This is a genomic window from Polynucleobacter sp. IMCC 29146, from assembly GCF_021395195.1.
GTDB lineage: Bacteria > Pseudomonadota > Gammaproteobacteria > Burkholderiales > Burkholderiaceae > Polynucleobacter.
On sequence record NZ_JAJVCR010000006.1, the window covers coordinates 48,099 to 72,256 of the forward strand.

At 46.5% G+C, this 24,158-nt stretch carries 24 protein-coding genes and 1 pseudogene; 9 read left to right on the forward strand and 16 right to left on the reverse strand.

Features of this window, described 5'->3' with window-relative positions:
• Window positions 1–3: 3 nt before the first annotated feature.
• Both ald and LZT22_RS08630 read right to left on the reverse strand, forming a co-directional pair.
• Window positions 4–1,128 (reverse strand): alanine dehydrogenase, encoded by a 1,125-nt coding sequence (ald, locus tag LZT22_RS08625; RefSeq protein WP_233924723.1) that lies wholly within the window; start codon window positions 1,126–1,128, stop codon window positions 4–6.
• Window positions 1,125–2,450, reverse strand: coding sequence for an amino acid permease (locus LZT22_RS08630; RefSeq protein WP_233924831.1), 1,326 nt, complete (start codon window positions 2,448–2,450; stop codon window positions 1,125–1,127). Before LZT22_RS08630 ends, ald begins: the two co-directional genes overlap by 4 nt.
• Before the next feature lie 172 nt (window positions 2,451–2,622).
• Here LZT22_RS08630 and LZT22_RS08635 point away from each other — a divergent pair, with 172 nt between their 5' ends.
• Entirely contained in the window at window positions 2,623–2,838 is a 216-nt protein-coding gene (locus LZT22_RS08635) for a hypothetical protein (protein WP_233924724.1), read from the forward strand.
• 11 nt (window positions 2,839–2,849) lie between these two features.
• Here the strand turns inward: LZT22_RS08635 and LZT22_RS08640 are convergent, their stop codons facing one another.
• The 3 genes from LZT22_RS08640 to LZT22_RS08650 all read right to left on the reverse strand — a co-directional run bounded on the left by LZT22_RS08640 (window position 2,850) and on the right by LZT22_RS08650 (window position 4,684).
• On the reverse strand, window positions 2,850–3,053 hold the full coding sequence (locus LZT22_RS08640) for a hypothetical protein (RefSeq protein ID WP_233924725.1): 204 nt from the start codon (window positions 3,051–3,053) through the stop codon (window positions 2,850–2,852).
• 274 nt (window positions 3,054–3,327) lie between these two features.
• Window positions 3,328–3,693, reverse strand: a complete 366-nt coding sequence (locus LZT22_RS08645; protein WP_233924726.1) for a hypothetical protein — start codon at window positions 3,691–3,693, stop codon at window positions 3,328–3,330.
• A gap of 184 nt (window positions 3,694–3,877) precedes the next feature.
• A complete protein-coding gene (locus tag LZT22_RS08650) occupies window positions 3,878–4,684 on the reverse strand; it encodes a ThiF family adenylyltransferase (RefSeq protein WP_233924727.1) in 807 nt (268 codons plus the stop codon).
• A 22-nt stretch (window positions 4,685–4,706) separates the two neighbouring features.
• Here LZT22_RS08650 and pdxH point away from each other — a divergent pair, with 22 nt between their 5' ends.
• Window positions 4,707–5,363 carry a pyridoxamine 5'-phosphate oxidase gene (gene pdxH / locus LZT22_RS08655; RefSeq protein ID WP_233924728.1) on the forward strand — a complete coding sequence of 219 codons (657 nt, stop codon included), beginning with the start codon at window positions 4,707–4,709 and terminating at the stop codon, window positions 5,361–5,363.
• Between the two features lie 56 nt (window positions 5,364–5,419).
• Here pdxH and msrA read toward each other — a convergent pair whose 3' ends face one another.
• Together msrA and leuE are read right to left on the reverse strand one after the other, a co-directional pair.
• The gene (gene msrA / locus LZT22_RS08660) at window positions 5,420–5,971 is read right to left on the reverse strand and encodes a peptide-methionine (S)-S-oxide reductase MsrA (protein ID WP_233924729.1); all 552 of its coding nucleotides are present in this window, start codon (window positions 5,969–5,971) and stop codon (window positions 5,420–5,422) included.
• An 80-nt stretch (window positions 5,972–6,051) separates the two neighbouring features.
• Entirely contained in the window at window positions 6,052–6,723 is a 672-nt protein-coding gene (leuE, locus tag LZT22_RS08665; protein ID WP_233924730.1) for a leucine efflux protein LeuE, read from the reverse strand.
• Between the two features lie 270 nt (window positions 6,724–6,993).
• Between leuE and LZT22_RS08670 the strand changes: the two genes are divergently transcribed.
• The gene (locus LZT22_RS08670) at window positions 6,994–8,538 is read left to right on the forward strand and encodes a DEAD/DEAH box helicase (RefSeq protein WP_233924731.1); all 1,545 of its coding nucleotides are present in this window, start codon (window positions 6,994–6,996) and stop codon (window positions 8,536–8,538) included.
• Window positions 8,539–8,540: 2 nt separating this feature from the next.
• Window positions 8,541–9,146 (forward strand): chorismate lyase, encoded by a 606-nt coding sequence (locus LZT22_RS08675; RefSeq protein WP_233924733.1) that lies wholly within the window; start codon window positions 8,541–8,543, stop codon window positions 9,144–9,146.
• Here the strand turns inward: LZT22_RS08675 and LZT22_RS08680 are convergent.
• Together LZT22_RS08680 and hemC are read right to left on the reverse strand one after the other, a co-directional pair.
• On the reverse strand, window positions 9,103–9,951 hold the full coding sequence (locus tag LZT22_RS08680) for a uroporphyrinogen-III synthase (protein ID WP_233924734.1): 849 nt from the start codon (window positions 9,949–9,951) through the stop codon (window positions 9,103–9,105). The two genes, LZT22_RS08675 and LZT22_RS08680, sit on opposite strands and share 44 nt — an antisense overlap.
• Before the next feature lie 21 nt (window positions 9,952–9,972).
• Entirely contained in the window at window positions 9,973–10,926 is a 954-nt protein-coding gene (gene hemC, locus LZT22_RS08685) for a hydroxymethylbilane synthase (protein ID WP_233924736.1), read from the reverse strand.
• 38 nt (window positions 10,927–10,964) lie between these two features.
• Here hemC and argH point away from each other — a divergent pair, with 38 nt between their 5' ends.
• The gene (gene argH / locus LZT22_RS08690; RefSeq protein ID WP_233924737.1) at window positions 10,965–12,398 is read left to right on the forward strand and encodes an argininosuccinate lyase; all 1,434 of its coding nucleotides are present in this window, start codon (window positions 10,965–10,967) and stop codon (window positions 12,396–12,398) included.
• Here the strand turns inward: argH and LZT22_RS08695 are convergent.
• The 3 genes from LZT22_RS08695 to LZT22_RS08705 are packed head-to-tail and all read right to left on the reverse strand — an operon-like array spanning window position 12,391 to window position 16,143.
• The gene (locus LZT22_RS08695; protein ID WP_233924738.1) at window positions 12,391–14,661 is read right to left on the reverse strand and encodes an arginine/lysine/ornithine decarboxylase; all 2,271 of its coding nucleotides are present in this window, start codon (window positions 14,659–14,661) and stop codon (window positions 12,391–12,393) included. The two genes, argH and LZT22_RS08695, sit on opposite strands and share 8 nt — an antisense overlap.
• A gap of 40 nt (window positions 14,662–14,701) precedes the next feature.
• Window positions 14,702–15,268: a dCTP deaminase gene (gene dcd / locus LZT22_RS08700; protein ID WP_233924739.1), complete on the reverse strand. Its 567-nt coding sequence runs from the start codon at window positions 15,266–15,268 to the stop codon at window positions 14,702–14,704.
• Window positions 15,269–15,306: 38 nt separating this feature from the next.
• Window positions 15,307–16,143: a formate dehydrogenase accessory sulfurtransferase FdhD gene (locus LZT22_RS08705; protein ID WP_233924740.1), complete on the reverse strand. Its 837-nt coding sequence runs from the start codon at window positions 16,141–16,143 to the stop codon at window positions 15,307–15,309.
• A 106-nt stretch (window positions 16,144–16,249) separates the two neighbouring features.
• Here LZT22_RS08705 and metG point away from each other — a divergent pair.
• From metG to panC, 4 genes and pseudogenes are all read left to right on the forward strand, one after another.
• Window positions 16,250–17,959 (forward strand): annotated as a pseudogene (gene metG / locus LZT22_RS08710) (methionine--tRNA ligase); the annotation flags it as partial.
• Between the two features lie 108 nt (window positions 17,960–18,067).
• The gene (locus tag LZT22_RS08715) at window positions 18,068–18,256 is read left to right on the forward strand and encodes a DUF3460 family protein (protein ID WP_233924741.1); all 189 of its coding nucleotides are present in this window, start codon (window positions 18,068–18,070) and stop codon (window positions 18,254–18,256) included.
• Window positions 18,249–19,100 carry a ScpA family protein gene (locus LZT22_RS08720; RefSeq protein ID WP_233924742.1) on the forward strand — a complete coding sequence of 284 codons (852 nt, stop codon included), beginning with the start codon at window positions 18,249–18,251 and terminating at the stop codon, window positions 19,098–19,100. Before LZT22_RS08715 ends, LZT22_RS08720 begins: the two co-directional genes overlap by 8 nt.
• Entirely contained in the window at window positions 19,097–19,939 is an 843-nt protein-coding gene (panC, locus tag LZT22_RS08725) for a pantoate--beta-alanine ligase (RefSeq protein WP_233924743.1), read from the forward strand. Before LZT22_RS08720 ends, panC begins: the two co-directional genes overlap by 4 nt.
• Window positions 19,940–19,967: 28 nt before the next feature.
• Here panC and LZT22_RS08730 read toward each other — a convergent pair whose 3' ends face one another.
• From LZT22_RS08730 to frc, 4 genes are read right to left on the reverse strand one after another with little or no spacing between them, the layout of a single operon-like run.
• Complete coding sequence (locus LZT22_RS08730) at window positions 19,968–20,954, reverse strand: tripartite tricarboxylate transporter substrate binding protein (RefSeq protein WP_233924744.1); 987 nt, start codon at window positions 20,952–20,954, stop codon at window positions 19,968–19,970.
• An 18-nt stretch (window positions 20,955–20,972) separates the two neighbouring features.
• Entirely contained in the window at window positions 20,973–21,821 is an 849-nt protein-coding gene (locus tag LZT22_RS08735; protein WP_233924745.1) for a prolyl oligopeptidase family serine peptidase, read from the reverse strand.
• Between the two features lie 51 nt (window positions 21,822–21,872).
• Complete coding sequence (locus tag LZT22_RS08740) at window positions 21,873–22,814, reverse strand: methionyl-tRNA formyltransferase (RefSeq protein ID WP_233924746.1); 942 nt, start codon at window positions 22,812–22,814, stop codon at window positions 21,873–21,875.
• 40 nt (window positions 22,815–22,854) lie between these two features.
• On the reverse strand, window positions 22,855–24,102 hold the full coding sequence (gene frc, locus LZT22_RS08745) for a formyl-CoA transferase (RefSeq protein WP_233924747.1): 1,248 nt from the start codon (window positions 24,100–24,102) through the stop codon (window positions 22,855–22,857).
• Window positions 24,103–24,158: the final 56 nt, after the last annotated feature.

Sequence of the window (24,158 nt, forward strand, 5' to 3'; positions counted from 1 at the left end):
TAGTTAAGTGCAAGCCTCAAGCAATTCATCTGCCGAAATATAGTTCAAACTTTGTGCTTGCGCCACAGGTGCAGAGGTTAACCTACCACGATAAACGCTTAAGCCATTGCGCAAATGCGGATCGAACTCTAAGGCGGCACTTAAACCGTGATTAGCCAAAGCTTCAACAAATGGGAAAGTTGCGTTGGTTAAGGCCAGAGTTGAGGTTCTGGCCACAGCACCTGGCATATTAGCAACGCAGTAATGAATTACTCCGTCCACTTCAAAGGTAGGATTGGCATGAGTAGTGGGAAGTGAAGTTTCAAAACATCCCCCCTGATCAATTGCCACATCGACCACCACCGCACCCGATTTCATTTTGCTGACCATTTTGCGCGTGACCAATTTAGGCGCTGCGGCACCAGGTAAAAGTACCCCGCCAATTACAGCATCCGCCTGATAGACGGCATCCTCTAAAATACTAGGATCAGAGTAAAGTGATTTAACGCGGTTCCCATAAATCACATCAATTGCTCTTAAGCGCTCGATATCACAATCAAAGATGGTCACATCAGCGCCAATACCAACCGCTATTTGCAAGGCATTGCGCCCCACCACTCCTGCACCCAAAATTACCACCTTCGCTGGTGCTACACCGGGTACCCCAGCCATTAAAATTCCTGGGCCTCCATGGGATTTTTCTAAATGATGAGCCGCAGCCTGAATCGACATGCGGCCCGCAACCTCGCTCATTGGTGCAAGCAAAGGTAATGTGCCATTACCTGAAGTGACGGTTTCATATGCAATACAAATCGCGCCAGATGCTAATAGCGCCTTGGTTTGTAATGGGTCGGGAGCTAAGTGCAAATAGGTAAATAAAATTTGATCCTCCCGCAACAGCGCACATTCTTCTGCTTGCGGCTCTTTCACTTTCACAATCATGTCTGCGCTAGCAAAGATTTCTTCAGCGGCTTCAGTTAGCTTAGCGCCAGCAATGCGATACATTTCATCAGTAAAGCCAATGCGCTTTCCAGCATCACACTGCACCAAAATGGTATGGCCCTGCATACTTAAGGCGCGCACATTACTTGGTGTAAGTCCAATCCGAAATTCATTATTTTTTACTTCTTGTGGTAAACCAATAATCATATTTTCTCCCTAATAAGTTGATTTTTACGATGTAAACCCAATACGAAAAACAGGACAAAATAAAGCCCCAATAAACACGGTCCCACAATTAAGGCCGCTCGGGCATAGTCACTCATTGCCATCATGGCGATGACTAAACCGATGAATGCCAATGCGAACCAAGACGAGAATGGCCACCAGGGCGTTTTAAATGCCAACGCAGTAGTTTGTGCTGGTGACAAGGAGCGGCGAAATTGCAGTTGGGTATATAAAATTGCTACCCAAACCATTAAGCCAATAAAAGTGACTCCAGCCATGGCGTAATGAAAGGCCGCAGCTGGCGCAAAGTAATTTAATGCCACTCCCGCCATCGCTACCAAAACTGTCAGGATGACCGCCTTATGGGGTACCCCGCCAACTGATAAAGCTGCCAATTTTTCTGGAGCGTAGCCATTCACTGATAAGGCATATAGCAAACGACCGCCACTAAAAATACCCGCATTACATGACGATAAGGCAGCAGTGATGACCACAAAATTAATGACACCAGCTGCTTCACGTAAACCAATGCGCTCAAACATCACCACAAAGGGACTGCCTTGCTGGCCAACTTCATTCCAAGGAAAAATGGCCAAGATCACCAATAACGCACCAAGATAAAAAATTAAAATACGCCAAGCCAAGGAATTAATCGCCATCGGAATTGTTTTGCGGGGATTTTCTGCTTCACCTGCCGACAAGCCAATCATCTCGATACCAACATAGGCGAATAAAACCATCTCGAGAGAAAGTAATAAACCCTCAATACCATTGGGGAAAAAACCGCCGTGCTGCCATAGGTTTGCCAAACCGAGTGGCTGCCACTCATTGGTATAGCCTAGAAAAATAACGGCTACGCCAATAGCAATCATGACAATAATCGCGACCACTTTAATTAAGGCAAACCAAAACTCAAATTCACCAAATACTTTGACGGCAATTAAGTTGATCAAACCCATTGACACAATGGATGCTAGTGCCCAAGTCCATTGTGGAATATCGGGAAACCAAATACCCATATAAATTCCCACCGCAGTCACTTCAGCGATACCAACCAAAATCCAATAGGTCCAATATCCCCAACCGACCATATAGCCAGCTAGCGGACTCACATAACTGCTCGCGTATGCAGCAAATGAACCAGCGACTGGTTCATGAACCGCCATTTCACCCAAAGCACGCAAAACAATAAATGCCACTATTCCGGCAATCAGGTAACTTAACAAAATAGAGGGGCCAGCTAGTTTGATTGCCGTACTTGAACCCAAAAAGAGTCCCACTCCAATCGTCGATCCTAAAGCCATGAGGCGAATATGCCGCACCTTCAGATGGCGTTTTAATCCGTGTGATTCTGTTTGCAAAAGATCTCCTTTCGATCTGACGTTGCTAAGCAAGCAACGAAGCAGAGTCTAGGGAGTCGCAGAGAAAAGCACTAGAGCCTAAAACTACCAAAAGTTATAGAAATGAAAAAACTACTTGGCCTTTGCTCGCATTTCTAGCCAAGCAATAACTCAAATCAAATTCCTGCTTGAGCTTCCTACAGCAAAATACGAAATTTCTGACAGGGAAATCCCTGATGCAATTCCATCAATTTTGATCTTGCGCCAAGCAGGAGGCGCTTTTAAAACTAAATTCAGGGAAATAAGTGAAAACGCAGGCGAAAAAAAACCCCGGCGAACCGAGGTTTTTTAAAGCAGTAAAAATTACTTCTTAGCGTCAGCAGCTGGCTTAGCAGCAGCGGCAGCAGGTGCAGCAGCTTTTGCATCTTTAGCAGGCGCAGCAGGTGCAGCAGCAGCTGGCTTAGCAGCAGCGGCAGCAGGTGCAGCTTTTGCATCTTTAGCTGGCTCAGCAGCAAAAACGGAAACAGCGAATAAACCAGAAACTAAAGCAGCGATAATTTTGCTCATGTAAAACTCCTATATAGGTAAGAAATTTGCAGTTGCCTGCAGGTTCAAATAAAAACCACTCCACTAAAAACCACTCACCACAATAAAGCGCTTTCGGTAAGCAGTTTTCATTTGAAGCTTAATAATCAACGCCTTACTAGGCAAAGCGTTGACAGTTTTGTTACTTAGAAATCTAAATAACGCGAAATTCTAGCAAATTTGTCCAAGTTTTTGGGGGATTGAGGCGAAAAAAAACCCCGGCGAACCGAGGTTTTTTACATAAAACGGGTAGAAATTACTTACTTGCAGGCATTTTTTTGCCTTCAGCAGCACGTGTTTTATCTTCCATTTTAGGCTGAATTTCATCTCCAGCTTTCTTTTGCTTCTGCGAAGTTGAATCTTTAGCAGTAGTTAAATCTTTACCAGTTTCAGTTTTGCGCTGCTCTTTTTCAAGTTTAGGTTGTACTGCATCGCCAGCTGCGGCTTGTTTAACCTTAGTTGAATCTTTAGCAGTTGGTAAACCTTTGCCAGTTTCAGCTTTGCGCTGCTCTTTTTCAAGCTTAGGCTGTACAGCATCACCAGCTGGGGCTTGCTTAGCAGGTTGGGCATAAACACTAACTGCGAATAAACCAGAAACCAAAGCAATGATCAATTTGCTCATGTAAAACTCCTATATAGGTAATAAAAAGCAGTTTCCTGCAAGTTCAAACAAAAACCACTCGATTCAAAAAAAACGGCCATAATGAAGTAGCCTTTATTTGAAGCTAGCCATACAACGCCTCAAAAAATGAATTGTTGACAGTTTTGCTACTTAGAATACTAAGTAAGTCAGGAGTTTAGCAAATTTATGCGGCTTTTCTATGGCTAATTAAGGCCAAAACCTCGGCAGCAGCTAAAAAACCGCATCCCGCCGTCACCGTTACTGCTGAACCATAGCCAGCGCAGGCTAAACCCCCAATGGCTTTGCCCATTCGAGGCTCATTTGAGTAGATGGCGCGAATTCCCATCTTTTTCTTTAAGTCTCGTGAAAAACCGTGGTTTTTACGCAAATCTGCCCGAATTTTTGCCAGCAAAGGGTCTTGAATAGCTTGTCCTAAGTCATCAGCACGTAAGCAACTCGGGTCTCTTTTCCCGCCCACCCCGCCACACATAACTAATTCTTGTTGCTTTGCCACGCTCCATGCTGCGAGGGCAGTTTTGGTTTCAGGAGCGTCAGTTGCGTCTAAAACGATTGCCCCTAAGGGAATGAATAAATCTAAGTTATTTGGTTCTAAAAAAGCGTCATGGCAAGTTAAACGTAAGGCAGGATTAATACGCATGAGTCGCTCGGCCATTACTGCCACTTTTTCACGCCCAAACTCACCTTCTAAAGCGGGTAATTGTCGATTGGTATTGCCTTCGCTAACATGATCAAAATCGATCAAGACTAAATGACCAATTGCTGAGCGCGCCAAGGCTTCTGCTGCCCAAGAGCCAACACCCCCGAGACCCGCAACCACTACAGTAGCTTGTTGAAACCTCGCATAGGCGGTATCGCCATACAATTTAGCTACCCCACCAAAGCGGCGGTTTACCGCAACCCCAAGGCCTTCGGTCGCTGCCTCACCAGTCTCTTGGTTGATGGCAAAATTTGCTCTTATTCCCTTACTCATAAGCTCTCTTTATACTGAATTCATGAACACCATTGCAGAACTGCGTAAAAACTATGCTCGCGGGCAGTTATCTGAAACTGATGTGCCGCCAGATCCTTTCACTTTCTTTCATACTTGGTTTGAACAAGCCATGAACGCGCAGTGTCCAGAACCCAACGCCATGACCTTGGCCACCGCCGATGCTACGGGTAAACCGTCCTTGCGTACAGTGCTACTGAAAGGTGCAGATATCACCGGCTTTACATTTTTTACCAACTACCAAAGCCAGAAGGGCCAGGAGCTTGCCGAGCGACCTCAAGCTGCGTTGTTATTTTACTGGCATGAGCTCGAGCGCCAAGTGCGCATTTCAGGGTTGGTTAGCCGCATTAGCACCGCCGAAAGCGATGCATACTTTCATTCGCGCCCAGTAGCTTCGCGCATTGGCGCGTGGGCCTCCCCCCAAAGTACTGAAATCCCCAACCGCAATTTTTTAGAGGCGGCAGAGCAGCGCTTTGAAAAGCAATTTGGTGATAACCCTCCACGCCCAGATCATTGGGGCGGATATTGCCTGCAGGCTGAAGAAATTGAGTTTTGGCAAGGCCGCCCATCACGCTTGCATGATCGCATTCGTTATCAGCTAGTCAAGACAGCGGCACCCAGCGTCAACCCTGCTTGGCGTATTTCACGTTTAGCTCCCTAAGCGTTCAAAACCCGTTGTGGTGTAAAAAGTGAGTTGCAGTAAGCTTGCTGAGCAACTTAAGCAGTGGAATTGATTAACGCTTTAAATTTAGCTCTAAATTTACTCAGCTTTGGTGCAATGATGGCAGCGCAATAGCCTTGCGCCGGGTGATCTCGAAAATAATTTTGGTGATAAGCCTCAGCAGCATAAAAAATCGGGCTAGCTTGAATTTCCGTGACGATGGGCGCGCCATACGCATTTTCGCGAGTTAATTCGGCAACCACTTCATGGGCCGTTTTCTCTTGCTCCGCATTATTGGTATATATCACCGAACGATACTGAGAGCCGATATCATTGCCCTGTCGATTTAAGGTCGTAGGGTCATGAATCACAAAAAAGATTTCCAATAAATCGCGATAGCTGACTTCCTGAGGATCAAATTCAACCGCCACCACCTCTGCATGTCCTGTAAGGCCAGCGCAAACTGCGTCATAAGTTGGGTTGGCTCCTGCGCCACCTGCATAACCGGAAACGACAGCTGTGACTCCACGTACCTGCTGGTAAACCGCTTCAAGACACCAAAAGCATCCACCACCCAAGGTGGCTGTTTCTAATTTCACTCCATTCATAACTTGTCCTTTGTGATGGATTTTGATTGATCTTAACTTGGTAATTGTTGGTCTTTGTATTTACTAATCTTAGCCGAGCCCTAAGCAATCAGCAAATGGATGCCAAACACAATAAAGAGTCCACCGACCATCATCCATAAAATTGCTGACCAACGTAAATGAGTTTGAAATAAATGTAAAAAAAATTGTCCTGTACCAATCAGCATAGCTAAATATGCCATGCTCAAAATTTGAGTAACTAGTGCTAAATAGAAAAAGCTCAAGCTTGGATAAGCAAAAGTAGGCTCAACAAATTGTGAAAAAAATGAAACAAAGAAAAAAATTGCCTTTGGATTAGTCAGCGATAAAGCCAATGCAGCCCATAAAGGATGAAGTTGAGCCAAACGAATTGCCGCAAAAGTGTCTTTGGGTGTAAGTGCTTGCGCCTTTGGCCAGCGTCTTACCCCGCCGCGAATAAGCCCCCACCCGAGCCACGCTAAATAAGCCGCACCAACATAACGCACCACCGCAAACGTCATTGGTGAAGCGGTTAATAAACTCGTCACACCAAGAGCAATGGCCAACATCAATACCGAGTCGCCCAAAAATATCCCGCACGCACCCCATGCGCCCGCGCGCCATCCCCGCTGTGCAGAAATGGTTAAAACATACAATGAGTTTGGGCCGGGTAAAAGTACGATGATGATCGTACCCAAAAGATAGGTGGGGAAATTCACAATACCAACACTTAAACCGAGCTCAGTCCAATTCATTGCGAGTGATAAACCCTTGCTTTAATTGATCAAATCTGCCATAATAAGAGGCTTTTTGAAACATCGCCCCCAGCAATTTACACATTTTCAGCGATTTTGCTTCACATATTCAGCACTACTGTAATTCAAAGTTGCTTAAAAATTGTGTTTATAGCCCCGCTGCCGCTTGTCTGATGGTCGATGCCTTATATAGACCATCGCGCTCGCCTATCTCCTCTAGAGAAGAACCGAAGCGCACAACCGGAGACATCCCAAATGGGATGTGAAGACATGACTTACACAAATGAAACAACACACACGCCTAGCAAAGGCAAGAATCCCTTAGAGCCAACTCTGTTTGCCTCTTTTGGTTTAGCAGAACCCCTGCTGAACAATGTTACTGGCTTAGGCTTTACTGCTGCGACACCTGTTCAAGCACAGGTTATTCCTGCTGCAATGAGTGGTGGCGACTGGCTAGTAAGCAGTCAAACAGGTAGCGGCAAAACCGCCGCCTTTTTATTACCCCTCTTACATCAATTAGTGACTAGTAACCCCCATGGTTCACCAGTACCTGGGCGCGCACAACCGAAAATATTAGTGCTTTGCCCAACCCGTGAATTAGCGCAACAAGTTGCTGCTGATGCGATTAATTTATCGCGCGGCATCAAAGGGATCCGCATTGCAATCGTCATGGGTGGTATGCCCTATGGCAAACAAATACAAGCGCTTAAAGGTGCGCTTTTAGTTGTCGCCACTCCCGGTCGATTACTCGATTTGAATAAAACCCGTGCGATTCGTTTAGATGATGTGCAACATTTAGTCATCGATGAGGCCGATCGGATGCTCGATATGGGCTTTGCCGAAGATCTCGAAGCGATTGATCAACTATGTCGTGGCCGCAAACAGACCCTCATGTTTTCAGCGACCTTTGATCCCAAGGTAATGTCCTTGGCAACCCGCTTAACTAAACAAGCTGGTCGTATTGAATTAGCCCATGCTGGTGATGTTCATGCCAATATTGCCCAAAAATTACATTGGGCCGATAACATGGCGCACAAGCATCGCTTACTCGCCCACTTACTTTCGGATCCTGAATTAGATCAAGCTGTGGTCTTTGCTAGCACCCAAGTTGAAAGCGAAAAAATTGCTGATACCTTGCGGGCGAATGGTTATGAAGCCAGTGCTTTACACGGCGCAATGCCCCAAGCAGTGCGTATGCGACGCCTAGATTCCTTACGTAAAGGCCATACAAAAATTTTGGTTGCTACCGATGTTGCTGCGCGCGGTATTGATGTGCCACGCATTAGTCACGTCATTAATTTTGGCTTACCCATGAAGCCCGAAGACTATACCCATCGGATTGGCAGAACTGGTCGCGCAGGTCGCAATGGCACCGCTATTACCTTGGTTGAACATCGTGATCGCGTCAAAATTCGGGCAATTGAGCGCTTTACCCAACAAGATATTCCCTCATCTGTCATCGCAGGCCTTGAGCCCACCGCTAACCCCAACGCTGGCTCTGGCCGGCCTGGCGGCGGTCGTGGTCGTTCAGGTGGTGGTGGCGGTGGCGGCAGACCCGGTGGACGAACTGGTGCTGGTGGTGGGCGTTCTGGTAGCGGTGGCGGAGGCGGTGGCTACGCTGGCAAAACTGGTGGTACATATGCAGGTAAATCAGATGGTAGTGGCTATGCTGGCAAAACCAGCACGGGTGGCTATGCCGCGCGTTCAGACTCCCGCCCAGAATCACGTTCTGCCCGACCCACCGATAATCGTACTGGCCCTAAATTTGCGAAGCCCAAATCGGGCGCGCCGCGCAAATCCTATAGTAGTAATTAATTTTGGTTCACCACAATCGCCTCCGTTCTGCATGGAATCGAGTCGATTCTGGTGGTAATTTACGCGCCCAGGGTGGGCTGCATCTTGCACCGCCCGCTTGGCAAGGGTGGCTTAGTGATGCAGGCTCGCTAACTAAAAAAATTGAAGTGGCTTTTGGCCGTCGTTTGGAAGTCATCGTGCTGGCCGATGAGGTCCAAACTATTTTGCCCGAAGAATCCCGCTTATTTAAAAAATCCCTGCAGCGTTGTCGCGTGCGTGAAGTGCTACTTTGCATTCAGGGTGAGCCAGTGGTTGTGGCACGTAGTGTCATTCCCACTAGCAGTTCATCAGGCCATAACCGACTCATTTTAAAATTGGGCAATAAACCCTTAGGTGCAGTTTTATTTGCCAATACGCATGGACGCAGAAGTAAAACTGTGCGAGATGTTGCCCACCTAAGCCGCAGACAAGCGCTATGGCGGGCTTGTCAAAAAAAATATACCGCCCTTCCCTCGCAATTGTGGGCACGACGCACCATCTATTATTTAAACGGCCATCCGCTTTTAGTTAGCGAGTTGTTTTTACCTAGTCTACTGCTAATTCCTCTACCCACTGCAAACTTGCTTTAATTAAAGCCGCATCGCCAGACCCGCAGAGTCGCACGTCACCAAAACCAATTTCGCTAGCTAACGTCGCAATGTTTTGATGTGGACATAAAGCAGTGGCCTGCTGTAAATTCAGTGTCGTCCGATCTTGATCAGGCTGACCTAAATAACGCACAGCCTCAGATGAGGTGAGCAGCCAAAGTTTTTTATCGCTAGAGTTTGCCTGAATTGCTTGCCATAATGGGTTTGATTTTTCTAAAGGTACTCGGCTATAAACCGCAAAAGTTTCTAGCTGTGCCCCCGCTGCCAATAAGGTTTCTGCCAGCCACTCGCGGCCGCCGTCCCCTTTAAAAATAATGACACGACGTTCAGCCCAATCCCAATCGTGTTTTTTTTGCTCTGCTTGTAATGTCTGCCATAAACCTTCTGAATCCCACTGCTGTGGATTTTTTGGCAACAAAATCATCTGGGCATCAACCCCATGTTGCAAGAGTGATTTTTTGCTACTTTCCCCCATCACCCCAACTTGTAACTGCATCGGCGCTAATTCGTGCCAAGGCGCATTCAGTAAACGCATGCCACACTCAATAGCATTCGGGCTGACAAAAATGACCAAATCGGCCTGACTGATCGCCGCGGGGATATCCACCTGTAATTGAAAATCGGTTTTGGGAATAATTTTAAGTAGCGGTAAAGCTAACACGCTAGTCTGCTGCGCTATCCCACTAGACGCCACAGATAAGGCAGTTTGCAATTGCTCAATTAATTGTTGCGCCTGCGCTATAGGGCGCGTCACAATAATGGTCGGGGCAATCGTTAAATCGCTCATGAGCCAATCAAACCAAGAAGCCTAGGGCAGTGGCGCAGGAATCAATGCGGCCGCACCCTGCAAAATTAAATCGTCAGCTACTTTAAGGCCTAGCACTTCGGCCATCACTAAATCAACCACTGGACTGCTGGCTGCAGCTTCACAGATTTGCAACCCATCGGGGCTGGCCACAAATGAACGTAACTCTAATTGAGCACCATTCCATACCGCATGCGCTGCTAAAGGCACCTGACACGAGCCGCCCAATTGGCGCGACACCATGCGCTCGGCACTTACCGCCAACCAAGTAGCGGGATCGTTTAAGGGTGCTAGGATCGCCCGCATCGCGGTATTACGAGAATAAATTTCAATTCCCAAGGCACCCTGACCAGCCGCTGGTGTAAATGGGTCAAGCGGTAACAAGGCTTTAATTCGCGAAGCTAAGCCTAAGCGTTTAAGGCCTGCAGCCGCCAAAATAATGGCGTGGTACTGACCTTGATCTAATTTACCTAAACGGGTATCTAAATTACCCCGTAAAGACTGAATTTGTAAATGCGGGAATGCGGCGCGTAACACCGCTTCGCGACGCAGGCTTGAAGTTCCTACTATGGCGCCCTTAGGCAAATCATCAAGCGAATTAAAGTCATTCGAAACCAAGGCATCTCGCGCCTCTTCTCGTTCCATAACGCAGGCTAGCTCGAACCCCTCAGGCATATTCATCGGCACATCTTTGAGCGAATGAACTGCCAAATCAGCCCTGCCATCTTCAAGGGCAGTCTCTAATTCCTTAACAAATAGGCCTTTACCACCCACTTTTGAGAGTGATTGGTCCAAAATTTGATCGCCACGGGTAGTCATTCCTAAAATGGTGATGACACAATCAGGATAGAGGCTTTGCAGGCAATCCCGCACATATTCGGCCTGCCACATGGCTAGCCGACTTTCACGCGAAGCAATGGTTAAACTGAGAGGGTTAGGCTTGGTCTGCATCGGCATTAAAATATCAATATAACTTGCCACAATATACTGTGTTTATGAGCTCATCTAAAAATTCCCTTGCCAATAAAGCCCAAGCCTGGTCAGGAAGGTTTACAGAACCTGTTGATGCGCTCGTCCAACGCTATACCGCCTCGATTGGTTTTGACCACCGTCTTGCGCAAGTAGATATCACGGCATCCTTAGCGCATGCCGCTATGTTGGCACAACAAAAGATTATTAGCCCAGCAGACCTAGCGGCTATTGAAGCTGGTATGGCACAGATTCGTAGTGAAATTACCGCAGGTCAATTTCAGTGGCAACTGGCCTTGGAAGATGTGCATTTAAATATTGAAGCTCGTCTTATCGAGCTAGCTGGCGATGCTGGCAAACGACTCCATACCGGTCGTTCACGCAACGATCAAGTGGCCACCGATTTGCGACTTTTTTTGCGTGCCAGTATCGATGAAACAGCTGAGGCATTGACTCAACTGCGCACGGCTTTTATCAATTTAGCCGAGCAACATGCTGCAGTCATCATGCCTGGTCATACGCACTTACAAGTGGCGCAACCCGTTACCTTTGGTCATCACATGATGGCGTACTATGAAATGTTTAGTCGTGATGCCAGTCGGCTGGCCGATTGCCGTAAACGCCTCAATCAATTACCGCTTGGGGCTGCTGCTTTAGCGGGCACTAGCTATCCGATTGATCGGATGCAGGTTGCCAAAGCGCTTGGGTTTGATGGGCTTTGCCGCAATTCTTTAGATGCAGTATCTGATCGCGATTTTGCCATTGAGTTTTGCGCCGTCGCCGCCACTTGCATGATGCATATTTCTCGCTTAGCCGAAGAACTAGTACTTTGGTTAAGCCCACGCTTTGGCTTTATTGATCTTCCCGATCGCTTTTGTACAGGTAGCTCAATCATGCCGCAAAAGAAAAATCCTGATGTGCCTGAATTAGCCCGTGGCAAAACAGGTCGGGTTTATGGTGATCTCATCGCCCTATTAACGCTGATGAAAAGCCAACCCTTAGCCTACAACAAAGATAATCAAGAAGATAAAGAACCCCTCTTTGATGCAGCAGATACCCTCTTAGATACCCTACGTATTTTTGCCGAGCTAGTACCGCATATTGTGGTGAATGTGCCAGTAATGTTGGCGGCAGCAGAGCAAGGCTTTTCCACTGCAACCGACCTAGCCGATTATTTAGTCAAAAAGGGCTTGCCATTTCGTGATGCGCATGAAGCGGTAGCTCTTGCCGTGAAAGCCTGCGTTAATCAGTCGTGCGCCCTTAGTGAGCTCTCCTTAGCTGAATTACAAAACGCCTGCGGCTTACAGGGGCAGGCTCATTTATTGACTGAAGATGTATTTGCTTTATTGCAAGTGCAGGGTTCTGTTGAGGCTCGCGCTCATCTCGGCGGCAGTGCGCCAAAACAGGTGCTTGCTGCCATTCTGCAAGCGCGGGCTGACTTAGCGAGCTCACTTAGCTGAGTTGTTTGACGGCGGTGGTTTTTACGCAGTCAACGAAGTATTCGCTACCTCCATCGACCTCGCGCTTCACCAAGCCATGCACATCAGTCTCAAAACCTGGGAAGCGCTGATTAAAGTCACGGGCAAATTTGAGGTAATCAACAATGCGGCGATTAAAACGCTCGCCTGGGATTAACAGGGGTATGCCTGGTGGATAAGGTGTCACCAACATGGCAGTCACGCGCCCTTCTAAATCATCAATTGATACTCGATCTACTTCCTTATGCGCCATCTTGGCCCAGGCTTCAGCTGGCACCATCGCTGGCACCATATCCGAGGTATACATTTCCGTCGTCATCCGTGCCACATCATGGCTTTTATAAAAATCATGAATTTGCGCACAAATTTCTTTTAAACCAATACGCTCATACCGCGGATATTTGGCAACGAACTCAGGCAAGACTTTCCATAAAGGCTGATTTTTTTCAAAATGATCTTTAAATTGCTGCAGTTCAGTTACGAGGGTATTCCAGCGACCCTTGGTAATGCCAATCGTAAACATAATGAAGAAAGAATAGAGCCCGCACTTCTCGACAATCACTCCATGTTCCGCTAAATATTTGGTAACAATGGCGGCTGGAATTCCCATTTCTCCAAACACCCCTTCGATATTTAAGCCGGGGGTTACTACCGTGGCTTTAATCGGATCGAGCATATTGAAGTCGGGTGCTAACTTACCAAAGTCGTGCCACTGAGCATGAGGTTTTAAGATCCAATCGGCACGCTCACCAATACCCTCTTCCGCAATTTGGTCGGGGCCCCACACCTGAAACCACCAGTCCGCACCAAATTTTGCATCCACCTCACGCATTGCGCGCCGAAAGTCCATTGCTTCTGCAATCGACTCCTCAACCAAGGTTGTACCGCCTGGTGACTCCATCATTGCTGCTGAGACATCACAAGAAGCAATGATGGCGTATTGCGGGCTCGTGGAGGTATGCATTAAATACGCCTCATTAAAAGACTCGCGATCTAGCTTCCGCTCTTCTGCATCTTGCACTAAAACTTGGGACGCTTGCGATAACCCAGCCAACAATTTATGAGTTGATTGAGTAGAAAACAGCAAGCTCTTTTTCGGTCGCGGTTGATCATCACCTACAGCATGCATATTTTTATAAAAGGGATGGAAAGCAGCATGTGGCAACCAAGCTTCATCAAAATGCAAAGAATCGACTTTGCCATCGAGCATAGCCTTAATCATTTCAACGTTATAAATAATGCCGTCGTAGGTACTTTGCGTTAAGGTCATCACGCGGGGCACCACATTTTTATCTTTAATAAATGGGTTGGCATTAATTTTCTTTTGAATATTAGCCCACTCAAATTCTTCTTTGGGAATGGGGCCAATAATGCCCAAATGGTTGCGTGTTGGCATTAAGAAAACCGGGATCGCACCCATCATCGTAATGGCATGAATAACTGACTTATGGCAATTGCGATCGACTAACACCACATCGCCTGGAGCAACCGTGGAATGCCAAACAATTTTGTTTGAAGTTGAAGTGCCATTGGTTACAAAAAACAAATGATCGGCACCAAAAATACGGGCTGCATTGCGTTCGCTCGCTAATACAGGCCCGGTATGATCTAAAAGTTGACCAAGCTCTTCTACCGCATTACAGACATCGGCACGCAACATATTCTCGCCAAAGAATTGGTGAAACATGCGTCCAACTGGACTTTTAAGAAAAGCGACGCCACCAGAATGACCAGGGCAATGCCAAGAATAAGAACCTTCCGAGGCGTAATGGGTTAGTGCCTTAAAAAACGGCGGTGACAGGGAATCGAGGTAGACCTTGGCTTCGCGAATAATATGCCGGGCTACAAACTCGGGGGTATCTTCATTCATATGGATGAAGCCATGCAATTCACGCAAGATGTCATTGGGCATATGACGTGAAGTGCGCGTCTCGCCATACAAGAAAATCGGAATATCTTCGTTGCGCTTGCGCACCTCGACAATAAAAGCACGTAAATTATTTAATGCAGGTAATTCAGTGCTTTCGGAATCAGTTAAAAACTCTTCATCGTCAATCGATAAAATAAAACAAGATGCCCGCGAGGCTTGCTGCGCAAAAGAAGTAAGGTCGCCATAGCTGGTCAGGCCAATAACCTCGATACCTTCACCTTCAATTGCTTCGGCAAGATCGCGAATGCCCGAGCCGGAAATATTTTCTGAGCGAAAATCTTCATCAATAATAATAATTGGAAAGCGAAATTTCATGGTGACTTTCTGATGGCTTACCGAGATCGATTAAGCTTGCTTAGGCCTTAGGCAAGGTTACGCCCTGCTGACCCTGATATTTACCGCCCCGATCTTTGTACGATGTTTCGCAAACCTCATCACTCTCAAAAAAGAGTACTTGGGCACAACCTTCGCCCGCATAAATTTTTGCTGGTAATGGCGTAGTGTTGGAAAACTCGAGTGTGACATAACCTTCCCACTCGGGTTCAAAAGGGGTGACGTTAACAATAATGCCGCAGCGTGCGTAGGTACTTTTACCCACGCAAATAGTTAACACGCTGCGCGGTATTTTGAAATACTCAACGGTGCGTGCCAAGGCAAATGAATTTGGCGGAATGATGCATACGTCGCCATTAAAGTCGACAAATGATTTTTCATCAAACTGTTTTGGATCAACAATCGTACTGTTGATGTTAGTAAAAATCTTAAATTCATTAGCGCAACGAATATCGTAGCCATAACTTGAAGTGCCATAGCTCACAATTTTTTGACCCGCTGCGTTAAGACGCACTTGGCCAGGCTCGAAGGGGCTAATCATGCCCTCTACAGCCATGCGCCGAATCCATGTATCTGATTTAATAGTCATGGCGGCATTGTAAAACCAACCTACCCTCAAGGGGTAAATTAGCCGGCTGGATTGGCTAAAACAACCCGTTCAGCAGCGTTATAGATCTCAAAATGCTTACCCGAGCAACGTGCTAGTAAGGTTAAATTGGTTTTCTGGGCTAACTCCAGACCCATTTGGGTTACGCCTGAGCGGGTTAAAAGAAATGGAATACCCATCTGCGCACCCTTAATGACCATCTCAGAGGTGAGCCGTCCTGTTGTATAAAACACTAAATCACGTCCAGGTAGGTTTGCCAGCCAAAGTAAACCCGAAATCGAGTCGACGGCATTATGTCGCCCAACATCCTCAACAAAATGGAGCAAATTGAGCTGATCTTCAGCGAGACGCTCAAACACCGCACAGGCATGTACCGAGCCGGCTTGTTTATAAATCGTCTCCAAGCCACGCACCGTCTCAAGAAGAGAAATAATGGCCGCTTGAGCCAACTTCGGGCCAGCAGGCAAACGAATTTGCTGCATATCCTCCATTAAGTTGCCAAACATGGTGCCTTGGCCACAGCCCGTGGTTACGACCCGTTTGCTCGTCAGGGCATCGATATCAACCGAACTGCGGTGGGTTTTGATAGCTGCTGAATCAGTCTCCCAATCGACCTGAATGCTGTGAATATCATCAGGTGACTCGACCAAACGTTGATTCAGCAAATATCCCAGCACTAAGGCCTCTGGCGCGGCTCCAAGGGTCATTAAGGTCACAACCTCACGCTTATCTAAATAAATCGTGAGAGAACGCTCGCAAGGGATGAAAGTGGTTTTTTTCCGCCCAAGCTCATCCGTAATGCCCACTTCCTGGACAACTGGCACCGTGGCTTTTGAGAGGATGATTTGCGAACTCATGGCTCATCACTTTAACCGCAGTCTAAAATTGCTGCTGACCCAGCATAATTGAGCTTTTGCAACTTAGTGCTTTATCCCGATATGAAGAGAAGTGAATTGACCCTGTATGAGTAACCCCCAACATAATTTGACTTCCCAACCGCAGGTGCCTTTGCCCTCGCCGCGACGCATGTTGGTCACCTCTGCGCTGCCCTATGCCAACGGACAAATTCATATTGGTCATTTAGTGGAGTACGTGCAAACCGATATCTGGGTGCGCTTTCAACGCCTGAGGGGTCATGAAGTGCACTACGTTTGTGCTGATGATACCCACGGCACCCCCATTATGTTACGCGCTGAACAAGAGGGCATTAGTCCACAAGCCTTAATTACCAAAGTCTGGCAAGAGCATAAACGTGATTTTGATGCCTTTCAAATTTCCTTTGATAACTACTACACCACGGATAGCCCTGAAAATAAAACTCTCGCAAGTGCAATTTATCTGCAGTTACGTGAAGCCGGCCTGATTGAAAAGCGCACGATTGAACAAGCTTATGATCCCGTCAAGGAAATGTTTTTACCCGATCGTTTTATTAAAGGGAATTGTCCTAAATGTAATGCCGCCGACCAATACGGTGATTCTTGCGAAAAATGTGGTGCCACTTATGCGCCCACAGATTTACTCAACCCTTATTCGGTAGTCAGTGGTGCCACGCCAATTCGCAAGGCCTCGGAACATTATTTCTTTAAACTGTCTGATCCCCGCTGTGAGACTTTTTTACGTGAATGGACTCAGGTTAAAACTCCCTTGCAAGTAGAGGCGCGCAATAAAATGAAAGAGTGGGTGGGTGAAGCTGGCGAAAGTAAATTAAGTGATTGGGATATTTCCCGAGATGCCCCTTATTTTGGCTTTGAAATTCCCGACGCACCCGGCAAATATTTTTATGTGTGGCTCGATGCCCCAATTGGGTATTACGCCAGCTTTCTTAATTACTGCCAACAAAAGGGGCTGGATTTCGAAGACTGGGTAAGGCCCAACACCACCACCGAACAGTATCATTTTATTGGCAAAGATATTCTTTATTTTCATACCCTTTTTTGGCCAGCAACCCTCCATTTTTCAGGCTATCGCACTCCTACCAATATTTTTGCACATGGTTTTCTGACGGTTGATGGCGAAAAAATGAGTAAGTCACGTGGCACCTTAATTTCTGCACAGAGCGTAATTGAAACTGGCTTTAATCCTGAATGGTTGCGTTATTACTTTGCGACCAAGCTGAATGCCAGCATGGAAGATTTAGATCTTAATTTACAAGATTTTATTGCCCGCGTGAATAGCGACCTGATTGGGAAGTATGTCAATATTGCGAGCCGTAGCGCAGGATTTTTAATTAAGCATTTTGCTGGTCAAGTAAATGATGGCGCTATGTCACATGTTTTACTCCAACAAATTCGCGCTGCTAGCGAACCTATTGCGACACTTTATGAGGAACGTGAATTTGCGAAAGCGTTAAGACTCGTGATGGAATTAGCGGATATGGTCAATGCTTTTGTCGACGAACAAAAACCCTGGGACCTAGCAAAAGATCCAGCTCATAAAGCAGCGTTACATACCGTCTGTAGCGTTACCCTCGAAGCCTTTCGTGCTCTAAGTCTTTATTTAAAACCAGTGCTTCCCCACGTTGCGATTAACGTCGAACAATTTTTAAATCTGCCTCCACAACAATGGCACGATATTGCTGTGCCCTTAAATAGCAAACATCCTGTTCGTCCTTATCAGCATTTAATGAGTCGAGTAGAAGCCAGCCAAATTGACGCTTTAGTTTCAGCAAATCAATAAGCTCCTTGAGCAATCTTAAAATCGTTAATAATGGTGGGCTGAAGTAGTAGTAAAGCCAATTTAAATAGCATAAGTCATTGAAAATATTCAGAAAATTTGTAGCCTATGAAAAAATATCAGTCTGATATCACCCGCTTTTTAACGCAACTGAAGACGGCTCGGCCGAATTTAGAGGCGGGCCAACAAGAGGGGCGAGCCTTGCTCTGGGATAAAGCACCCGTAAGCGCAGAAGATCAGCGTCGCGCCCTGGAAGCAAAAATAAGGCAACGCGCGTACGTCTACTCGAATGATTGATTCAGTCGCTAGCGAAAACGACAGCACACCATCAGTCACCGATGGCATGTCGGCAGCATTTGCCAAGTTATATGGCGAGCCTCTTTTTCAGCTCCCCACCGATCTGTATATTCCGCCCGATGCGCTGGAAGTTTTTTTAGAAGCCTTCGAGGGGCCGCTCGATTTATTGTTGTACCTCATCCGCAAACAAAATTTCAATGTGCTTGATATTCCAATGGCAGAGGTTACTAAACAGTACCTCATTTACATTGATCAAATTCGCCATATTAATTTAGAACTAGCTGCTGAATACTTATTAATGGCAGCCATGTTGATTGAAATTAAATCGCGCATGCTTTTGCCAATGAAAAAAGCGGACAGCGATGAAGAGGTTGAAGATCCCCGCGCTGAATTAGTACGCCGTTTATTGGAGTATGAGCGGATGAAATTGGCTGCCCAAGAATTAGAGCGGATGCCCCAACAAGGTCGCGACTTTCAAATAGCTCATGGTCACATTGATACGACGGTAGCCGTCGTTTGGCCTGATGTGAATATTAGTGACTTACAAATAGCTTGGCGTGACGTTTTGCATCGCGCTAATCTTAATGCACATCACACTATTATGCGTGAAGAGTTATCGGTACGCGATTTTATGACCCGAATTTTACGGCGCCTACAAAATACCCGTTTCGTTGAGTTTGGTGAATTATTTGAAGAAGCCATTGCTACTGGCATGGGGGTGGCAGTCATCATCGTTAACTTCATTGCCATGTTAGAGCTCTCCCGTGAGGCCTTAATCGAAATCACCCAAGCAGAGCCCTATGCCCCAATTTATGTGCGCTTGGCCTATTCGCCAAATACATGAAAATTATTAGCGATATACAAGAGCTGCGCGCGCAGTTGCGCGGCCAAAATCGCGCTTCTTTTGTACCCACGATGGGTAACTTACATGAAGGGCACCTCTCTTTAATGCGCTTAGCTCGGCAATATGGCGACCCCGTTGTAGCGAGCATCTTTGTTAATCGCTTGCAATTTGGCCCCGGCGAGGATTTTGATTCCTATCCGCGCACAATGGATGCCGACATCGCTAAACTCGAAAAAGAAGGGGTTTATGTTTTGTTTGCGCCGCACGAAAAAGATTTGTACCCCGAGCCACAGGAATACCGCATTAATCCACCACAACAATTAGGCGATATTCTTGAGGGCGAGTTTCGACCAGGATTTTTTATCGGTGTGTGTACTGTGGTGATGAAACTATTTTCCTGTGTACAACCCAGCGTCTCTATTTTTGGCAAAAAGGATTATCAGCAACTAATGATCATTCGGCAAATGGTGCAACAATTTGCCTTGCCGATGCAAATTATTCCCGCTGAAACTATTCGTGCTGACGATGGCTTAGCGCTTTCTTCTCGCAATTCGTATCTTTCTCAAAACGAGCGCGCAGAAGCGCCGCAGTTGAGAATGACCCTAGAAGTTTTACGCCAAGAAATATTGAGTTTAGGGCCAAGCGATCCAAAACAATTATTGGCTCTTGAAAAAAAAGCGAAAGAAGTCTTAATCGCCCGCGGGTGGAAGCCCGACTACATCGCCATTCGACAGCAAAAAGACTTATTAATTCCAAGCGCTATTGACAGTACACCCTTGGTTATATTAGCCGCAGCGAAATTAGGTAAAACGCGGCTAATTGATAATTTAGAAGTTTAATTTCGGGGCTTTTGGCCAAGCAATTTTTTTACTCAATTTGTATATTCGCATCTTTAATTACTTTGCTATAGCGCTGTCGATCATTTTCAATACGCGCCTTAAAGGCAGCAGGGCTCAGCGATAATGGAGTTGCCCCTTGTTGAATCAGCGTTTGGCGGGTATCGGGTTCGGCAATCACATCGCGCATATCGTTAGCAACTTTATCAATAATTGCGACCGGTGTTCCCGCAGGTGCCACTACCCCAATCCATGAGCCAGAGTCATATCCCGGTACGCCCGACTCAGCAATGGTTGGTAAGTCAGGTAGGGCTGGCGATCTTGTTAAGGTGCTGACCCCGAGTGCCGTAAACTTGCCGGTTTTAACCGCGCCAAGCGACTCTAGTACCGTGGCAAAATACATGTCTACGTGGCCAGCCATCACGTCAGCTGCAGCAGGGCCCCCGCCCTTGTAGGGAACATGTAGTAGCTGAATGTTTGCCATTTTTTCAAATACTTCAGCAGCAATATGCGGGCCACCCCCGCTACCCGAGCTGGCATAACTGACTTTGCCAGGTTTTGCTTTTGCTAGCGCGATCAATTCCTTAATCGACTTCGCAGGAAAATTGGGGTTAACCAACAAAAAAAAGGGTAATTCGGCAATCATGCTGATGGGTGTAAACGCTTTTTCAGCGTCATAAGGCATTTTTTTATAGAGCGAAGGGTTAATCGATAAGGTGCCAACATTACCCACTAAAAGAGTGTAGCCATCTGGCTTTGCTTTGCTGACATAGTCAGAGCCCACCATGCCAGCGGCACCGCCCTTATTTTCAACCACGACCGATTGACCCCATTTGGCTGATAATTTTTGCGCTATTAAACGTGCACCCACATCGGTTCCGCCACCAGGCGGAAAAGGCACAACCAAAGTCACAGTACGAGTTGGAAAAGTATTGCCTGTGGGCGCCTGAGCCACACAAAAACTACTTAAAAAACTTAAAGCAAGTACAAGAACTATATTAATCAAATGATTTAGCAATTTTTGTCTCCCAAGTTATCAAAGTGGATTGACTACTTTATTCGGTAACCCAATGTCTTCCAAAAATTGATCAACATATGGTGCCCAAATTACTTTGCCCTCACTACTCGTAAAAAGCATGTGGGAATCTGAGCCAAAGCTACCATAGGCAATGAATTTAGCATTGGGGTTACCCAACCGATAATTTTCAAACATTCTATCGGCAACAAATCGACTGAAATAACTATCATTATCGCCATATAACCACAGGCTTGGCAGAGTAGTTTCCTTACCAAAAGTTCCGGCCGTTTTATATAAATCACTTTGCCAGTCGCCGCAGCCTTCTCTTCTTAAGCCACCAGCAAAATTAATCAAGCCCTTCACAGAATGGTCGGGTTTAGACGCGCCATAAGCGAGAGTGGTCCAACCCCCATGCGACTGACCAACAATTAAAGTCCGGGTTTTGTCGACGTAGGGAAGTTGATGCGCAAACGTAATCACTGGCGGAACATCTTCTGCCTGATTGAGTCCATTCGCCTCCAAGCTACAGCCACCGCCCATGTAATGTCCACTCGACTTAGAAAATCCCTGGCGCATTGGTACCAAGACGATGTAATTGCGCTCTAAGAAAAATCGAACGGGTGATAGGGGTCGATACCGCGGCTGAAACTGCGTTAATCCATTTGCTTTACCATGATTAATAATCACCAAAGGAAATGGACCATCACCGCTAGGCTTAAAGATGGTAGTTTCAAGACTGACAGAACCTAAAAATAATTTTTTGGGTACAAAAACTACTTCCTCAGGTAACTTACTTTGGCCTACGACCGATAAAGAGATGGCAAACCAAGTAATGAAAAAAATAGCGAGCGCAAGCGGTTTCACCACTGAGTTTGCTACTAAATTTGTTTGATTTTTTACTAACAAATTTTACTAGGGCTAATCTAAGCTTTGGCCAAGCTGCAAGCCTAAACCAGCTGCCAATTCAGCGCCACTAACTTTGCTACCGTTCGCTACTTTGCTTGACTTAGCTTTTAACACTTCTATTTCTCCGCCATGGCAGGCGATAAAAATACTCTGTGCACTAATTTCTGTTACCACTCCAGGCTTGCCGCGTACTGCTGAAAAGGTACGGGCCACCTGTTTAGCTGCATCAAAAATGGCAATTTTTTCACCACCAAAGGTCGTCCATGCACCTGGCGCTGGGTTGGCGGCACGAATCAAATCGTACACCCCTTGTAAGTGTGAGGTCCAATGGATGCGTGTTGCGGCTTGATCAAACCAGCCTTCGTAATTGGCTTGTGACTCATCTTGAATGTGCTCGTGATGTTTGCCTGCTACGACCAAATCAGCGGCCTCCATTAATGCAGCAACTCCCAATGGGAAGAGGCGCTCAAAATAAACTTTACCCAAAGTGTCATCGGGCCCAATGGCAACCTCTTTTTGCAAGATAACAGCGCCCTCATCCAAGCCATCACTAGGCCGAAATATCGTCAAGCCCGTTTTAGTCTCACCCAAGGCAATCGCCCAATTAATCGCACTGGGCCCGCGATATCGGGGCAGTAATGAAGGGTGATACTGAATCATGCCAAATTTGGGAATGTGTACAAAATCTTGCGGTACAAATTGCAAAACATAAGCCATCACACCAATTTCCGCCTTGCTATCAGCTAAGGCTTGCGCAGCCTCGGGAGATTTGAGCGAAGCAAATTGCAAGGGCTTTAAGCCCAGAGCCACCACGGCTTCTTTCAGCACCTCAGGCTTGCTCGACTTGGGATTATCAGGCGGACAAAAAACTGCGACAACTTCATCGCCGCGCTTTAGAAAAGCTTCTAAAGCGGCCTTACCAAAATCTTGACTACCAATTAAGGCTATGCGCATACAACACCCCTTGGATTAAGCTACCAAATGAAATTATTAGTTAAATAACTTCCTTAGCACGTAAAGCAGTCAGCTCTTCTAAGCTAAAGCCCAGCTCGCGGAGAATTTCATCGGTATGTTCGCCTAGTAAAGGCGAGCGAGTGACTTCCGTAATGCTATCCGACATTTTAATTGGATTGCCAACCGTCAGGTACTTGCCTCGTACTGGATGATCTACCTCAACAATCGTGCCAGTGGCCCGCAAAGCAGGTTCTTCAGCCAATTCTTTCATGGATAAAATTGGGCCACAGGGTACATCGTATTTATTCAGCGTATTCATGACATCAAATTTCGAGTGCTGAATCGTCCATTTTTCGATTTCCGCAAAAATACTCATCAGCCTAGGTAAGCGGGCTACTGGTTTAGCGTAATCAGGATCAGTAATCCAATCTTCACGACCGATCACTTTGCAAATTCCTTCCCAAACCGGCGCTTGCACAACTACATAGATATAGGAATTCGGGTCAGTCTCCCAACCTTTACACTTCAAAATCCAGCCTGGCTGCCCGCCGCCAGAAGCATTACCTGAACGGGGTACTGCGTCGCCAAAGTGGCCGTTCGGAAATTGTGGAAACTCTTTTAACACTCCAGTACGCTCTAGACGCTGCTGATCACGTAACTTCACGCGGCATAAATTTAAGACCGCATCTTGCATGGCTGCCAATACTTTTTGACCTTTGCCAGAATGGGTGCGTTGATATAAAGCGGTCACAATTCCTAAGGCCAAATGTAAACCCGTACCGCTATCGCCAATTTGTGCACCAGTAACCGTAGGCGGCCCATCATCAAAGCCCGTAGTTGAGGCCGAGCCACCCGCACATTGGGCCACGTTTTCATAAACTTTACAATCTTCAAATGGACCAGGTCCAAAGCCCTTTACAGAAGCCATGATCATTTTGGGGTTCAGCTCTTGAATACGTTCCCAAGTAAAACCCATCCGATCAAGTGCGCCTGGAGCAAAATTTTCGACAAGCACATCACACTGCTTAATTAAGCGCTCGAGGATTTCTTTACCTTCGGGGGTTTTGGTATTTACCGTCAACGAGCGTTTATTGTGATTGAGCATGGTGAAATACAAGCTGTCAGCTTCGGGAACATCCCGCAGTTGACCGCGCGTTGCATCGCCCTCACCCGACCGCTCCACCTTAATTACATCAGCGCCAAACCAAGCTAGTAATTGTGTGCAGGTCGGACCCGATTGCACATGCGTGAAATCTAAAATTTTTACACCATCCAGCGCTTTTGCCATTGCCTTAATCCTAAAATGTTACAAAAATGCTATTTTAGCTTAGTAAGTTAAAGCGT